Consider the following 15,241-nt stretch of genomic DNA (forward strand, 5'->3'; position numbering starts at 1 on the left):
TTCATTTCGGGCGCGTTCCGGGTTTCCGAGCACGCCGCCCCTGTCGAGTTTGATTGACATCTGAATCGATGAAAAGTAATGTAATGGCGCATCGCTTCCCCGGAGTCGTATCTCGACTGCCGGTTCATCGACACCTGCTTTTCGACTTTCGACATGAAAATTGCGATTCTTGGGGGTGGCCATGGCGCCTACGCGGCTGCCGCGGACCTGTCTGAAACCGGTCATGAAGTGCGCCTGTGGCGCCGCGATGCCCAAGCGCTGCAGCCGTTGCTGCGCGCCGGCGCGATCACGCTGAAGGACGCCGACGGCTCGCGCGAGGTGCCCATCGCGCTCGCCACCGCCGACATCGGCGCCGCCATGCAGGGCGCCGAGCTGATCGTCATACCGACTCCTGCCATCGCCCAGCACGACATCGCGCTCGCCATGGCGCCGCACCTGGTCGACGGCCAGGTCGTCTTCCTGCCGCCGGGCACATTCGGCAGCTACGTGATGGCGCGCACCGTGAAGGACGCCGGCAGCCGCGCCGACGTGGCCTGGGCCGAAACCGGCACCTTGCCCTACCTGGCGCGCAAGCACGGCGAGCGCGAAGTCAACGTCACCATCCGCGCGATCCGCCTGCCGACCGGCGTCTACCCGGCCCGCAAGGAGGCGCAGGCCATCGAGGTGATCCGCAGGGCCTATCCGGCGGTGCATGGCTGCGGCGACGCGCTCTCGGGCGCGCTGATGAACGCGGGTCCCGTCATCCACCCGCCGCTGATGGTGATGAACGCCGCGCCGCTGCAGCACTTCGAGCGCTGGGACATCCACAACGAGGGCACGCAGCGCGCCGTGCGCGACGTGACCGACCGGCTCGACCAGGAGCGCATCGCGGTGCGCGAAGCCTTCGGGCAGGGCTCGCCGCACTATCCGCTGGCCGACCACTACAACAATGACCAGTGGATGTACGGCGATGCGCACAAGCAGCTCGTCAAGTCGGGCGACTGGCGCGAGAACATCGACCTGCATACGCACCGCTACATCACCGAGGACACCGAACTCGGCCTCGCCTTCCTCGCCTCGGCCGCGCGCCATGCGGGCGTGGATGCGCCCATCGCGCACGGCCTGCTGGCCATCGTCGGCGGCTTTCTGGGGCGCGACCTGCGGCGCGGCCCCCGTACCTTCGAGAGCCTGGGCTTCGCCGGCCTGAGTACCGCGCAGCTCAAGCAGAGGCTCCACGATGGTGAATGAAACCACCTCGCTGCCTCGCTTCGCGGCCGTGGGCGCGGGCCGCATGGGGCGCGGCATCGCCATTGCTTTCGCGTATGCCGGCCACCGCATCTCGCTAATCGACTTGCGCCAGCGCACCGACGAAGCATGGGCGCGGCTGCGCGACGAAGCCAAGGCCGAGATCGAAGCCAGCCTCTCAGGGCTCGCGCAGCTCGGCGTGATCGGCGAGTCGAAGATCGCCGACATCGCCGCGCGCGTCGATCTGGTCGATGCCGCTGCCGCCCCGCAGGCACTGGCCGCCGCCGAGCTCGTGTTCGAGGGCGTGCCCGAAACCATGGAAGCCAAGCGCGAAGCCTTCGATCAGCTCAACCGCCATTGCCGCGACGACGCGATCCTCACCTCGACCACCAGCAGCATCCTGGTGACCCAGCTCGCGTCGCTGGTGCGGCTGCCGGGGCGCTTTCTCAACATGCACTGGCTCAACCCGGCCTACGTGATCCCCGTGGTCGAGCTCAGTTGCCATCCCGGCACCGACGCCACGGTGCTCGCTCGCACGAAGGCGCTGATGGAAGAGATCGGCAAGCTGCCCGTGGTCTGCGGCGCGTCGCCCGGCTACATCGTGCCCCGCCTGCAGGCACTGGTGATGAACGAGGCCGCGCGGATGATCGAGGAGGGCGCCGCCACCGCGGAAGAAATCGACAAGGCCACGCGCTACGGCCTGGGCCTGCGTTTCGCGGCACTGGGCGTGGTGGAGTTCATCGACTTCGGCGGCTGCGACATCCTGCACCACGCGAGCCGCGAGATGTCGGCCTCGCTCGATGCGGGCCGCTACACCGCGCCGGCGATCGTCGGGAAGATGGTTGAGCAGGGCCGGCTCGGCCTCAAGAGCGGCAGCGGCTTCTACGACTACGAGGGCCGCGACGTCGCAGCCTACCGGCGCGACGTGCTCTCGCGCACGCTCGGCGAGCTGCGGCATGCGGGCCTGTGGCGCGCACCTGCCGACCGGACCCTGTCATGAGCAGCATCCGCCGCGCATTCGCCGACCTGTCGGTGGGGCAGGTGCACTACGCGGCATGCGGTGACCCTACGGCACCGGCCGTGCTGCTGCTGCACCAGTCGCCGCGCAGCTGGGCCGAATACCGCGCGGTGCTGCCGCTGATCGGCGCGCGCCGCAGGGCCATCGCGATGGATACGGCCGGTTTCGGCGACTCCGCCGACGGCGGCGTGTCGGCGAGCATCGAGCAATGGGCGCGCGTGGCCTGCGAGCTGCTCGATGCGCTCGGCATCGAGACGGTGGACGCGGTGGGGCATCACACCGGCGGCGTCATCGCGGTCGAGCTTGCAGCGGCGTTTCCGCAGCGCGTTCGCAGCCTGGTGCTGTCGTCCACGCCGTACACCGACGAAGCCTTTCGCAAGGCGCGTGCGCAGCGTCCGCCCATCGACGAAGTCGCGCCGAGCGAAGATGGCAGCCATCTCGCCGCGCTCTGGCAGAAGCGCCAGGGCTTCTATCCGGCCGGGCGTCCCGAGTTACTCGAAGCCTTCGTGCTCGATGCGTTGAAGGTCGCGCGCGTCGAGGAAGGGCACCGTGCCGTCGCGTCGTACCGCATGGAAGAGCGCATCGGCCGCATCGCGCAGCCGGTGCTGATCGTGCGCGCGACCCACGACCCTTTCGCTGCTCCGCATGCCGCCGAGTTGCAGCACCACCTGCCGCAGGCGCGCATCGTCGACATCGAAGGCGGCATGGTGCCGCTGCCCGACCAGATGCCCGATGCCTTTGCTCGCACGGTGCTCGATTTTCTGGAGAAGCAGCCTTGAAAGCTGTGCGTATCCATGGATTCGATGCCGTGCCCGTGCTGGAAGAGATCGCCGAGCCCACGGCACGGCCTGGGCGCACCATCGTGCGCATGGAGGCCGCGACGGTCGGGCACATCGACCGCACCGTGTGGCGCGGCAGCTTCCTCAGGCATCCGCCCTTGCCCTACACGCCGGGCGTGGAGGCCGCAGGCGTCGTCATCGCGAGCGGCCGCTACCAGGCGGGGAAGCGCGTCTGGCTGCGAGGAAGCGGCCTGGGCACGCTCTTCGACGGCACATGGTGCGAGCAGATCGATGCGCCCGACGAGGCGCTGGGCCTGTTGCCCGACGACGTGCCGATGACTTTGGGCGCAGCCTTCTTCTCTCCGACGACGTCGGCGTGGGTGGCGCTGCATGAAGTCGCGAAGCTGAAGGCGGGCGAGCAGGTGCTCGTGACCGGGGCCAGCGGCGCCGTCGGCTCGCTGGTGATGCAGTTGGCGCGCGATGCAGGCTGCGTCGCGATTGCGGTCGCTGCCGATGCGCAGCCGCCGGAAGCCAGCAGCGCCGATCTGCTCGTGGATACCGTGGGTGGAGATGTGCTCGCTCGAACGCTGCCTGCAGTGCGCCCGGGTGGCCGGGCAGTGCTGGTCGGTTACACAGCGGGCCCGACGCTGTCGCTCGACATCGCGCATTTCCTGCAGCGGGATGTATCGCTGCTGCCCCTCAACATGTTCCGGCGCGAAGCAGAAGGCCGTGCAGCGGTTCCCGAGTTGCTGGCACGGCTTGCCGATGGTCGCCTGCATCTTGAAGTGCGGCCCTTCGCGCTTGCGGATGCCGCTGCCGCACTCGACTGGATCACCCAGCGCGGCCACCGCGGCCGCGCCGTTCTCGTGCCCCGCCTCTGAACGGCGGAGCCCCGGGGCTCAGTCTTCTTCCGGCTCGTCGCCTGGCGTGCGCACGTGCAGATCGATCATCTGCCGCAGCGTCTGCTTGAGCTCTTCCGCGCGCCGCAGCCCGAAGGGCTCGAGCACGCGCCGTTCGTGCTCGCGCGCCAGTTCCATCAGATGCTCGACCGCCTTGAGCCCCTTGCGCGTGATGCGCACCAGCGTGATGCGGCGATCACTCTCATGGGGCAGGCGTTCGACCTGTCCCCGTGCTTCCATGCGGTCCAGCAGCCGCGTCACTGTCGGCTGCTTGGTCACGGTCACCTGCGCGAGCTGGCCGATGCTGATCGGCTCGCTGCCCGCGAGCGAGGCCATCACGCGCCACTCAGACACCGAGAAGCCCTGCTGGCGCGCCACTTCGTGGAACTCCGAGGAGATCAGCTGGCTGGCCTGCGCCAGCAGCGCAGGAAGGTAGTCATCGACGAAGCGATGCGATTCGACGGGTTGATCAGCCATGAAGGCACCTCACAGTCGCCACGGGCACGCTGCTTGCATGTCTAGGGTAATTCATGATTGTGGATACATTCATTTGTCAACATTATAGAAAGCACGGTGCAACCTCCTGGTCGCATCGTCCCACGACAGACAACAAGGACCCCGATGGCAGAGCGTTCGTTCGTTGAAGAAGTCAAGAAACTGCGGCTTTCTGGTGGGGAAGTCTTCAGGGGCGAGGGCATTCTGGCCGTCACCAAGGCCCTTCTGGAGTCGGGAGTTTCCTATGTGGCCGGCTACCAGGGTGCGCCCATCTCGCATCTGATGGACGTGCTGGCCGATGCGCAGGACATCCTTGCCGAGCAGGGCATCCGCTTCGAGAACAGTGCGAGCGAAGCCACCGCGGCCGCCACGCTCGCAGCCTCCGTCAACTACCCGCTGCGCGGCGCCGTCACCTTCAAGGCTACCGTGGGTACCAACGTGGCTTCCGACGCGCTGGCCAACCTGGCCTCGGGCGGCGTGACCGGCGGCGCGCTCATCATCGTGGGCGAGGACTACGGCGAAGGCTCCTCGATCATGCAGGAGCGCAGCCACGCCTTCGCGATGAAGTCGCAGATCTGGCTGCTCGATCCGCGCCCCAACCTGCCCAGCATCGTCGATGCGGTGAAGCAGGGCTTCGATCTCTCCGAAGCCAGCAACACGCCGGTGATGCTGCAGCTGCGCATCCGCGCCTGCCACGTGCACGGCCACTTCGTCGCGGGCGACAACAAGCGCGCGAAGTTCACGCTGAAGGACGCGCTCGAGAACCCGCAGCGCGACGTGGGCCGCATCGTGCTGCCGCCCGCGAGCTTCGTGCATGAACAAGAGAAGGTGAAGGATCGCTGGCCCGCGGCCGTGCGCTTCATCGAGGAGCGCAAGCTCAACGAGTTCTTCTCCGAGGACGCCGACGACATCGGCATCATCGTCCAGGGCGGCAGCTACAACACGCTGGTGCGTGCGCTCGAACGCCTGGGCCTCGCGGACGTCTACGGCGACACCCGGGTGCCGCTGTACGTGATGAATGTGGCCTATCCCGTCATCGAGAGCGAGGTGATCCGCTTCTGCGAAGGCAAGCGCGCCGTCCTCGTTGTGGAAGAGGGGCAGCCCAACTTCGTCGAGCAGAACCTCGCGACCATCCTGCGCCAGGCCGGGTCCTCCACGGTGTTGCACGGCAAGGACATGCTGCCGGTGGCCGGCGAATACACGGCCGCCGAGCTGCTCAAGGGTGCGCGCAGCTTCTGCGAGCGCTACGAACGCCTCGCGCCATTGCCGGTGCCCGCACCCGTGCGCAAGGTGATCCCGCTGACCGAGGTCGCTGCCGAGCCTGCGCAGCCCGTCGCGCCGCTCGGCGAAGTGGTTCATGCCCGTCCGCCGGGCTTCTGCACCGGCTGCCCCGAGCGCCCCATCTTCAGCGCGATGAAGCTGGTCGAGCGCGAACTCGGCCCGCACCATGTGAGCGCCGACATCGGCTGCCACCTGTTCTCCATCCTGCCGCCCTTCAACATCGGCAACACCACCATGGGCTACGGCCTGGGCGGCGCGGGCGCCGCGGCGCTCAATGCGCCCGCCGGCAAGCGTGCGATCTCGATGATGGGCGACGGCGGCTTCTGGCACAACGGCCTGACCAGCGGCGTGGCCAACGCGGTCTTCAACAAGAGCGACAACCTCACCATCGTCGTCGACAACAACTACACCTCGGCCACCGGTGGGCAGGACATCCTCTCGTCGAACGCCGTCAACAAGACGCGCAGCACCGGCCACGAGATCGAGAGCGCCGTGCGCGGCGTGGGGGTGAAGTGGGTGAAGACGATGCGCCGCACCTATGACATTGCTGGCATGCGCGATGCGCTCAAGGAGGCGCTCACCACCAAAGAGAAGGGCCCCAAGGTGCTGATCGCGCAGTCGGAGTGCATGCTCAACAAGCAGCGCCGCGAGAAGCCGCTGGTGCGCAAGGCCATCGCCGACGGCAAGCGCATGGTGCGCGAGAAGTTCGGCGTCGATTCCGACACCTGCACCGGCGACCACTCCTGCATCCGCCTGTCGGGCTGTCCGTCGCTGTCGATCAAGCCCAACCCCGATCCGCTTCGCACCGATCCGGTCGCGGCCGTGCTCGACAGCTGCGTGGGTTGCGGTGTGTGCGGCGAGGTCTCGCACGCCGCCGTGCTGTGCCCCTCCTTCTACAAGGCCCAGATCGTGAGCAACCCCAGCCGCTGGGACCAGCTGCGCGAGCGCGTGCGCGCGGCCGTCATCGGCTGGATGCAGCGCGGCGAGGCTCGCCGCCGTGAAGCCTATGCCTTCTGAAGCGATGACGAACATCAGGGCCCAGCCTATCAAGATCGCGATCCTCGCCATGGGCGGGGAGGGTGGCGGCGTACTCGCGGACTGGATCGTCGACATGGGCGAAGCCAATGGCTACGTCGCCCAGACCACCTCCGTGCCCGGCGTGGCCCAGCGCACCGGCGCGACCATCTACTACGTCGAGCTGTACCCATCGTCGCAAGCAGAGAACGACGGCGGCACGCCGGTGCTCGCGCTGATGCCGCTGCCGGGCGACGTCGACGTGGTGCTCGCATCCGAGCTGATGGAAGCCGGCCGTGCCGTGCAGCGCGGCCTGGTCACGCGCGAACGCACCACGCTGATCGCTTCCACGCACCGCGTGTTCTCCATCGCCGAGAAGAGTGCGATGGGCGACGGCCGCGTCGACAGCGGCCAGCTCCTCGCGCACACGGCCAACGCCGCCAAGCGCTTCATCCGCTTCGACATGGCCCAGGCCGCCGAGGCTTCGGGCAGCGTGATCAGCGCCGTGCTCTTCGGTGCGCTGGCGGGCTCGGGCGTGTTGCCATTCAGCCGGGCGCAGTTCGAAGCGACCATCGAACGCGGCGGCGTGGGCGTGAAGCCCAGCCTCAAGGCCTTCGGTGCGGCGTTCGAGCGTGCACAAGGCGGCGACGATGGCGAGCCGGTGAAGGAAGCACCTATCGCCGCCCCAGCACCGCAGCCGCGCCACCCCGCCGTGCGCTCACTGGTCGAGCGCGTGCAGAACAGCTTCCCGGTCGAAGTGCAAGACCTGCTGCTCGAAGGCGTGCGCCGCCTCATCGACTACCAGGACCCGGCCTACGCCGGCCTCTACCTCGACCGCATGGCTTCCATCGCGGCCTTGCCCTCGGGCGATCGTCGCCTGCTTCGTGAGACCGCGCGCCACCTCGCGCTGTGGATGTCCTACGAAGACACCGCCCGCGTCGCGGCTCTCAAGACTCGCGCCACCCGCTTCGAGCGCGTGCGCGGCGAAGCGCGCGTGCAACCGGGACAGGTACTCGCCATCAACGAGTACATGCACCCGCGTCTGCAGGAGATCTGCGAGACCCTGCCCGGCGGCATCGGCCGCTGGCTGATGAACTCGACGCTGCCGAAGAAGATCGTCGAACGCTTCACGCAGCACGGCCGCGTCATCCAGACCAGTTCGCTGCGCGGCTATCTCATGCTGCGCATGGTGGCTGCCTGCAAGCGCTGGCGTCTCTCCACCATGCGCTACGCCGAGGAGAACCGCCGCATCGAAGAATGGCTGCAGCGCATCGCCGCCACCGCGCAGCGCAATCCGGAGCTCGCCGTCGAACTGGCCCAGTGCCAGCGCCTCGTCAAGGGCTACAGCGACACGCACGAGCGCGGCATCCGCAACTACGACACCGTCATGCGTGCCTTCGAGCGCGCCGGCGACGCACTGGCGCCGGCCACGCTGCGCGAATTGCGCGACGCCGCATTGGCCGACGAGCATGGCCACAAGCTGCGGGCCGCACTGGTGCAGCACGCATTGGCCTGAGAAGAGACTCCGAAGATGACCGCACCCTCAGCCACCCTCTCATTGCGCGTCACCGAAGCGCGGCAACTGAACCCGCTGATCCGCATGCTGCGCCTGCGCGCCGACGACGGCCGCGCGCTGCCCGGCTTCGCGGCCGGCGCCCACATCCGCGTGCAGGTGTCGCTCGCCGATGGCAAGACCGACTGGCGCCACTACTCGCTCATCAACTTCGACACGGCGCGCAACGCCACCAACGCACCGACCGAATACGTGATCGCGGTACGCAAGGAAGCCGAAGGCCGCGGCGGTTCGCGCTTCATGCACGAAGGGCTGAAAGAAGGCGACACCATCGCCATCGAGCCGCCGAAGAACGACTTCCCGCTGCACACCGGCCCCGGCGGCACGGTGCTCGTGGCGGGCGGCATCGGCGTGACGCCGCTGGCCACCATGGCTGCGCGCCGCCGGGCCGAGGGCGCGGCGGTGCGCATGCACTACGCCGGCCGCAGCCGCGAGCTGATGGCCTTCCTGCCCGAGCTGCAGGCGCTGCTGGGCGACGACCTGCACGTGCACGCCGATGCCGAGGCTGGCGCGCCGCTGGCCATCGACACGCTGCTCGACAGCGTGCCCGCCGGCGACCGCCTCTACGTCTGCGGCCCCAAGGTCATGCTCGACGCGGTGCTCGAACGCACGCAGGCGCGCGGCTGGGAGCACGACCGCGTGCACTTCGAGCTCTTCACCGAGCCCGTCGCGGAAGAGGGCGACCAGCCCTTCGAGGTGGAGCTGGCCCAGTCCGGGCAGCGCTTCACCGTGCCGGCGGACCAGAGCATCCTCGACTGCCTCATCGAGCACGGCTGCGACCCCATGTTCGACTGCAAGCGCGGCGAATGCGGCGTGTGCGCAGTGCCCGTGCTGGAAGGCGAGATCGACCATCGCGACTACGTGCTCACTGCCCGCGAGAAGGCGCAAGGCACCGTCATGCAGATCTGCATCTCGCGCGCCAAGGGCGCGCGCCTGGTGCTGGACATCTGAAGCAAGGAGACATGAACGCCATGACCTCGTACAGAGACAACCCCGACGCCATTCGCGCGCTGGTGCAGAACGACCGGGTGCACCGCGACCTGTACACCAGCCAGGAACTCTTCGAGCTGGAGCAGGAGCACTTCTTCGCCAACACCTGGAACTACGTCGGCCACGAGAGCCAGCTGCCCAAGCCCGGCGACTGGATCAGCAACGAGATCGCCGGGCGTCCACTGATCGTCGTGCGCCACTCCGACGGCAGCGTGCGCGTGATGATGAACCGCTGCGCCCACAAGGGCTCGCGCCTCGTCAACGGGCCCTGCGGCAACACCGGCAAGTTCTTCCGCTGCCCCTACCACGCCTGGACCTTCAAGACCGATGGCGCGCCCCTGGCGATTCCGCTGAAGACGGGCTACGAGAACACCCAGCTGCACGAGTGCGAATCGGGCAAGGGCCTGACCACCGTGAAGAACGTACGCAGCCACCGCGGCTTCATCTTCGTGAAGATCAACGATGCCGGCCCTGATTTCGACGAGTACTTCGGCGACTCGCTGAGCTCCATCGACAACATGGCCGACCGCTCGCCCGAGGGCGAACTGGAGATCGCCGGCGGCTGCCTGCGCTTCATGCACCAGTGCAACTGGAAGATGTTCGTGGAGAACCTCAACGACACCATGCACCCGATGGTGGCGCACGAATCTTCGGCCGGCACCGCCAAGCGCATGTGGGCCGACAAGCCCGAGAGCGAGCCCAAGCCCATGGCGGTGGAGCAGTTCGTGCCCTTCATGTCCGACTACAAGTTCTTCGAGGACATGGGCATCCGCACCTACGACAACGGCCACAGCTTCACCGGCGTGCACTTCAGCATCCACAGCAAGTACAAGGCGATCCCCGAGTACGACAACGCGATGAAGGCGCGCTACGGCGAGGAGAAGACCGCGCAGATCCTCGGCATGGCGCGGCACAACACCGTCTACTACCCGAACCTCACGATCAAGGGCGCGATCCAGGCGATCCGCGTGGTCAAGCCGATTTCGGCCGACAAGACCCTCATCGAGAGCTGGACCTTCCGCCTCAAGGGCGCGCCGCCCGAGCTGCTGCAGCGCACGGCCATGTACAACCGCCTCATCAACTCGCCGTTCTCGGTGGTGGGCCACGACGACCTGCAGGCCTATCGCGGCATGCAGGCCGGCCTGCACGCGAGCGGCAACGAATGGGTCAGCCTCCACCGCGACTACGACCCGGCCGAGCTGAAGGGCGGCGAGATCACGACCGGCGGCACCAACGAGCTTCCGATGCGCAACCAGTACCGCAGCTGGGTCCAGCGCATGACGGAGACAATGTAATGGCCAACCCCCAGGCTTCGCGCACTTCGTGTCGCTTCTCCAGCCCCCTTGCAGGGGGCAACACCAGCGGCCCGGCAAAGCCGGTTCCGCGGTGTTCCTCGAATGAGGGGGTGCTCGAATGACATCGGTGACGCATCAGGACCTGATCGACTTCGTCGTGAACGAGGCGTACCTGCTCGACACCCGCCGCTACGAGGAGTGGAACGGGCTCTTCACAGACGACGCCTTCTACTGGATACCGTTGATTCCCGACCAGGAAGACGGCCTCAACCACACCTCGCACCTCTACGAGGACAAGCTGCTGCGCGACCTTCGCATCGAGCGCCTGAAGAGCCCGCGCGCCTTCTCGCAGCAGCCGCCGAGCCGCTGCCACCACCTGCTGCAGGTGCCGGTGGTCGAGCAGTTCGACGCGGAAGCCAACCGCTACGTGGTGCGCACCTCGTTCCACTACACCGAGTCGCAGGGCGACGAGATCCAGTTCTACGTGGGCACCTTCTTCCACCACCTCACGGTGCAGGACGGCGCGCTGCGCATGACGCTCAAGCGCGTCAACCTGCTCAACTGCGACGCGGCCCTGCCGGCCGTGCAGCTCTTCATCTAGCCGGGACGCGAGTGATGCCCCACGCCACCGTCCACGACGTCTTCGCAGCCACCGCGGCACGCACGCCGCAAGCCGAATTCCTTTTCACCGAATCGGTGACCGCCGCCGCCTACGGCATCGAGGGGGGCGCGATCCGGTGGGGCGAGGCCGCAACACAGATCGAACGCCTGCGCGCAGCCTATGCGCAGGCCGGTTACGGCCACGGCCATCGCGTCGGCCTGCTGCTGGAGAACCGGCCGGCTTTCATCTTCCACTGGCTCGCGCTGAACGCGCTGGGCGTGAGCGTGGTGCCGATCAACTCGGAGATGCGCTCGGCCGAGCTGGTCTACCTGATCGGCCACAGCGAGATCGGGCTGGGCGTAACGCTGCCCGAACGCGCTGCCGACCTGCGCGCGGCGGCCGCACAGGCAGGCATCGCCTTCGAGACCATGGGCCCCGACGACGCGGTGCCTCCCGCGAAGACAACTGCGCCGCGCGCTGGCCAACCCGTGGGTGTCGACACCGAGTGCGGCCTGCTCTACACCTCTGGCACCACGGGCCGCCCCAAGGGCTGCATCCTGAGCAACGCCTACTTCCTTCGCGCAGGCGAGTGGTATGCGGCGCTCGACGGTGTGTGCAGCATCCGGCCCGACAAGGAGCGCGTGATCACGCCGCTGCCGCTCAACCACATGAACGCGATGGCCTTCTCCACCATGGTGGTGCTGGTCGCGGGCGGCTGCCTGGTGCAGCTCGACCGCTTCCATCCGAAGACATGGCTGGCGAGCGCGAAGGAGAGCGGCGCGACCATCGTCCACTACCTGGGCGTGATGCCCGCGATGCTGCTGTCGGCGCCTGCGTCGGCGGCCGACCGCGACCATGCCATCCGCTGGGGCTTTGGCGCCGGCGTGGATCGCAAGAACCACGCGCCCTTCGAGGAGCGCTTCGGCTTTCCGCTGGTGGAGGCCTGGGCCATGACGGAGACCGGCGCGGCCGCCTGCATCATGGCCAACCGGGAGCCGCGCCTGGTGGGCACCAGCTGCTTCGGCCGGCAGGAGGACTTCGTCGAGATCCGCCTCGTGGGTGACGATGGCAGTGAAGTCGGCGTCGATGCGCCGGGCGAACTGCTGGTGCGCTCGGCCGGCTCCGACCCGAGGCGCCATTTCTTCTCCGGCTACCTGAAGGACGAGGAGGCCACGCGCGAGGCCTGGGCCGACGGCTGGTTCCACACCGGCGACCTGGTGCGCCGCGATGCAGAGGGCAACTTCTTCTTCGTCGATCGCAAGAAGAACGTGATCCGCCGCAGCGGCGAGAACATCTCGGCCGTCGAAGTCGAGAGCGTGCTCAACCAGCATCCGGCGGTGAAGGCATCGGCCGTGGCCGCCACGCCCGACGAAGTGCGCGGAGACGAGGTGCTCGCCTGCATCGTGATGCGCGAAGGCGCCGATGCCTCGCGGCCCGAACAGACTGCGGCCAGTATCGTCCAGCACGCGCTGGCACAGCTCGCCTACTACAAGGCGCCCGGCTACGTGGCCTTCGTCGATGCGCTGCCGCTCACGCCCTCGCAGAAGATCCAGCGCGGGCAGCTGCGCGAGATGGCGCAGTCGCTTCCAGGGCAGGCCCATTGCATCGACACCCGCTCGATGAAGAAGAGGCAGGCATGACGGGCAAGCGGCTTTCCTACGAAGGCGTGGCGGTCGCGGTGCCCGTCACCGTGCCTTACGTGCGCTACTCCACGCGCACCGCGCACTGGTTCGTCGGCCAGGCGGTCGAGGCGCTGGTGAAGGCCAGCGGCGTGCCCAAGGAGCAGATCGACGGCCTGTGCCTCAGCAGCTTCTCGCTCGCGCCCGATACGGCGGTGGGCGTCACCCAACATCTGGGCCTGTCGCCACGCTGGCTCGACCACGTGCCCACCGGCGGTGCCTCGGGCGTGATGTGCCTGCGCCGTGCGGCGCGCGCCGTGCAGGCGGGCGATGCTGACATCGTGGCCTGCGTGGGGGCCGACACCAACCACGTCGATTCCTTCCGCCAGACGCTGGGCAGCTTCAGCAACTTCGCGCGCGATGCGAGCTACCCCTACGGCTCGGGCGGCCCCAACTCGATCTTCGCCTTCATCACCGCCAACTACATGCGCACCTACGGCGCAAGGCGTGAAGACTTCGGCCGCATCTGCGTCGACCAACGCACCAACGCGCTGGGCAACCCGAACGCGATGTTCAAGAAGGCACTGACGCTCGACGAGTACATGGCCGCGCGGCCGATTTCCGACCCGATCCACCTGTTCGACTGCGTGATGCCCTGCGCCGGCGCCGACGCTTTCCTCGTGATGAGCGAGGAGCGCGCGCGCGACCTGGGCCTGCCGCATGTGGTGATCCGCGGCGCCATCGAGCGCCACAACGCCTACGCCGAAGACCCGGTGATGGTGCAGGGCGGCTGGCGCAAGGACCGCGACGACCTGTACGCGCAGGCCGACACCCGGCCCGCGGAGCTCGACTTCGTGCAGACCTACGACGACTACCCCGTCATCGTGATGATGCAGTTCGAGGACCTGGGTTTCTGCGAGAAGGGCGAGGGCCCGGCCTTCGTGCAGGCCAACACCATGACCTTCGACGGCAGCTTTCCGAACAACACCAGCGGCGGCCAGCTCTCGGCCGGACAGGCTGGTGCGGCGGGCGGCTTCCTCGGCATGGTCGAGGCGATCCGGCAGCTGACCGACCAGGCCGGCGCGCGCGCCGTGCCGAATGCCCAGCTGGGCCTTGTCGCCGGCTTCGGCATGGTGACCTACGACCGTTGCCTGTGCACAGGGGCGGTGATCCTGGGGAGACCCGCATGACGATGCCCCTGATGCGCCCTCCGCGCAAGAACCCGGTGCTGCGCACCCGGCAGATGAACCTGCCGCCCGGCGCGCGCGGCCGCGTGGCGCTGGGTCTCACCGCTGCCGCGGCCGAAGGCCGCTTCGAACTCCAGACCTGCGACGACTGCGGCACGGTGCAGTACCCGCCGCGCGAGGTCTGCCACAGATGCCTTTCCGCCGCGCTGCGCTGGCGGCAGCAAAGCGGCGAGGGCGAGCTGCTCGGCAGCACCACGCTGCATCACAGCAACGACCTGTTCTTCCGCGAGCGGCTGCCCTGGCGGCTGGGCCTGGTTCACCTGGATGCCGGCCCCACGCTCATGGTCCACCTGCATGGCGAGGTCGGCGACGCGCCGCAGAGGGTGCGCGTAGGCGCCCGGCTCGACCGCGCAGGCCAGGCCGTTCTCATTGGTTTTCCGAACGAAGGGAGTCCCCACATGGCCGACGACAAGATGCTGCGCGAGATGACCAGCGACCCCAAGTTCCGCAAGGTGCTGGTGACCGATGGCAAGACCGAGACCGGGCAGGCGATCGTGCGCGCGCTGGTCAAGGCCGGCGCCGACATCGTCTGGGTCGGCCACGCAGAGCCCTGGAAGAAGATGGGCGACGGCCTCGACGACATCTCGGCGCTGCCGCAGGTCACGCTGGTGCCGCTGGACCTGACCAACGGCCGGCAGGTGACGGAGCTCGCGGGCTCCATCGGCGGCAAGGTCGACATCGTCATCAACAACGCGGAGGTGCACCGCACCTTCGGCATCGGCGCGCGGCGTGGCACCGACGTGGCCAAGGCCGAGATGGACATCAACTACTTCGGCCTGCTGCGCCTCGCGCAGGAGTTCGGTCCCGCGCTCAAGGGCCGCTCGGCCGATGGCGTGACGGGCGCGACGGCGTGGGTGAACCTGCTGTCGATCTACGCACTGAGCAACTTCCCGCCGCACGGCACCTTCAGCGCATCGAAGGCGGCGGCGCATTCGCTCGCGCAATGCCTGCGCGCGGAGATGCGGCCGGCGGGCATCCGCGTGATCAACGTGTTCCCGGGCCCCATCGACGACGAATGGAACCAGCACACGCCGCCGCCCAAGCTCGCGCCCCCGGCGCTGGCCAACGCCATCGTGAAGGCGCTGCGTGATGGCGTGGAAGACGTGTACCCCGGCGACGTGGCGCAGGAGTGGCTGGAGCGCTGGCGCGACAACCCGAAAGTGCTCGAGCGCGAGCTGGCTGCAGGCGGTTGAGACAGGAGCCGAA

Annotated in this window: 13 protein-coding genes; 12 read left to right on the top strand and 1 reads right to left on the bottom strand. The window is 68.1% G+C overall.

Annotation, left to right across the window (positions count from 1 at the left end; genetic code table 11):
• Nucleotides 1-153: 153 nt before the first annotated feature.
• The 4 genes from EJP67_RS16265 to EJP67_RS16280 are packed head-to-tail and all read left to right on the top strand — an operon-like array spanning nucleotide 154 to nucleotide 3,902.
• Complete coding sequence (locus EJP67_RS16265; RefSeq protein ID WP_126022752.1) at nucleotides 154-1,227, top strand: NAD/NADP-dependent octopine/nopaline dehydrogenase family protein; 1,074 nt, start codon at nucleotides 154-156, stop codon at nucleotides 1,225-1,227.
• On the top strand, nucleotides 1,217-2,224 hold the full coding sequence (locus tag EJP67_RS16270) for a 3-hydroxybutyryl-CoA dehydrogenase (protein ID WP_126022753.1): 1,008 nt from the start codon (nucleotides 1,217-1,219) through the stop codon (nucleotides 2,222-2,224). Before EJP67_RS16265 ends, EJP67_RS16270 begins: the two co-directional genes overlap by 11 nt.
• Nucleotides 2,221-3,021 (top strand): alpha/beta fold hydrolase, encoded by an 801-nt coding sequence (locus tag EJP67_RS16275; protein ID WP_126022755.1) that lies wholly within the window; start codon nucleotides 2,221-2,223, stop codon nucleotides 3,019-3,021. Before EJP67_RS16270 ends, EJP67_RS16275 begins: the two co-directional genes overlap by 4 nt.
• A 5-nt stretch (nucleotides 3,022-3,026) precedes the next feature.
• Nucleotides 3,027-3,902 (top strand): quinone oxidoreductase family protein, encoded by an 876-nt coding sequence (locus EJP67_RS16280; protein ID WP_240650692.1) that lies wholly within the window; start codon nucleotides 3,027-3,029, stop codon nucleotides 3,900-3,902.
• Between the two features lie 18 nt (nucleotides 3,903-3,920).
• Here EJP67_RS16280 and EJP67_RS16285 read toward each other — a convergent pair whose 3' ends face one another.
• On the bottom strand, nucleotides 3,921-4,397 hold the full coding sequence (locus EJP67_RS16285; RefSeq protein WP_126022757.1) for a MarR family winged helix-turn-helix transcriptional regulator: 477 nt from the start codon (nucleotides 4,395-4,397) through the stop codon (nucleotides 3,921-3,923).
• Between the two features lie 144 nt (nucleotides 4,398-4,541).
• Between EJP67_RS16285 and EJP67_RS16290 the strand changes: the two genes are divergently transcribed.
• The 8 genes from EJP67_RS16290 (at nucleotide 4,542) to EJP67_RS16325 (ending at nucleotide 15,228) form a co-directional block, all read left to right on the top strand.
• A complete protein-coding gene (locus EJP67_RS16290) occupies nucleotides 4,542-6,713 on the top strand; it encodes a thiamine pyrophosphate-dependent enzyme (RefSeq protein WP_126022759.1) in 2,172 nt (723 codons plus the stop codon).
• A 4-nt stretch (nucleotides 6,714-6,717) separates the two neighbouring features.
• A complete protein-coding gene (locus EJP67_RS16295; RefSeq protein ID WP_126022760.1) occupies nucleotides 6,718-8,226 on the top strand; it encodes an indolepyruvate oxidoreductase subunit beta family protein in 1,509 nt (502 codons plus the stop codon).
• A gap of 15 nt (nucleotides 8,227-8,241) precedes the next feature.
• Nucleotides 8,242-9,234 (top strand): PDR/VanB family oxidoreductase, encoded by a 993-nt coding sequence (locus tag EJP67_RS16300; protein WP_126022761.1) that lies wholly within the window; start codon nucleotides 8,242-8,244, stop codon nucleotides 9,232-9,234.
• Between the two features lie 20 nt (nucleotides 9,235-9,254).
• Nucleotides 9,255-10,568: an aromatic ring-hydroxylating dioxygenase subunit alpha gene (locus tag EJP67_RS16305; protein WP_126022762.1), complete on the top strand. Its 1,314-nt coding sequence runs from the start codon at nucleotides 9,255-9,257 to the stop codon at nucleotides 10,566-10,568.
• Nucleotides 10,569-10,686: 118 nt separating this feature from the next.
• A complete protein-coding gene (locus EJP67_RS16310) occupies nucleotides 10,687-11,169 on the top strand; it encodes an aromatic-ring-hydroxylating dioxygenase subunit beta (RefSeq protein WP_126022763.1) in 483 nt (160 codons plus the stop codon).
• Nucleotides 11,170-11,183: 14 nt separating this feature from the next.
• Complete coding sequence (locus EJP67_RS16315) at nucleotides 11,184-12,809, top strand: AMP-binding protein (RefSeq protein WP_126022764.1); 1,626 nt, start codon at nucleotides 11,184-11,186, stop codon at nucleotides 12,807-12,809.
• Nucleotides 12,806-13,978 (top strand): thiolase family protein, encoded by a 1,173-nt coding sequence (locus tag EJP67_RS16320; protein WP_126022765.1) that lies wholly within the window; start codon nucleotides 12,806-12,808, stop codon nucleotides 13,976-13,978. Before EJP67_RS16315 ends, EJP67_RS16320 begins: the two co-directional genes overlap by 4 nt.
• Nucleotides 13,975-15,228 (top strand): SDR family NAD(P)-dependent oxidoreductase, encoded by a 1,254-nt coding sequence (locus EJP67_RS16325; protein ID WP_126022766.1) that lies wholly within the window; start codon nucleotides 13,975-13,977, stop codon nucleotides 15,226-15,228. The genes EJP67_RS16320 and EJP67_RS16325 overlap by 4 nt, the downstream gene beginning before the upstream one ends.
• Nucleotides 15,229-15,241 lie beyond the last annotated feature (13 nt).

The organism is Variovorax guangxiensis, from assembly GCF_003952165.1.
GTDB classification, from domain to species: Bacteria; Pseudomonadota; Gammaproteobacteria; order Burkholderiales; family Burkholderiaceae_C; genus Variovorax; species Variovorax guangxiensis.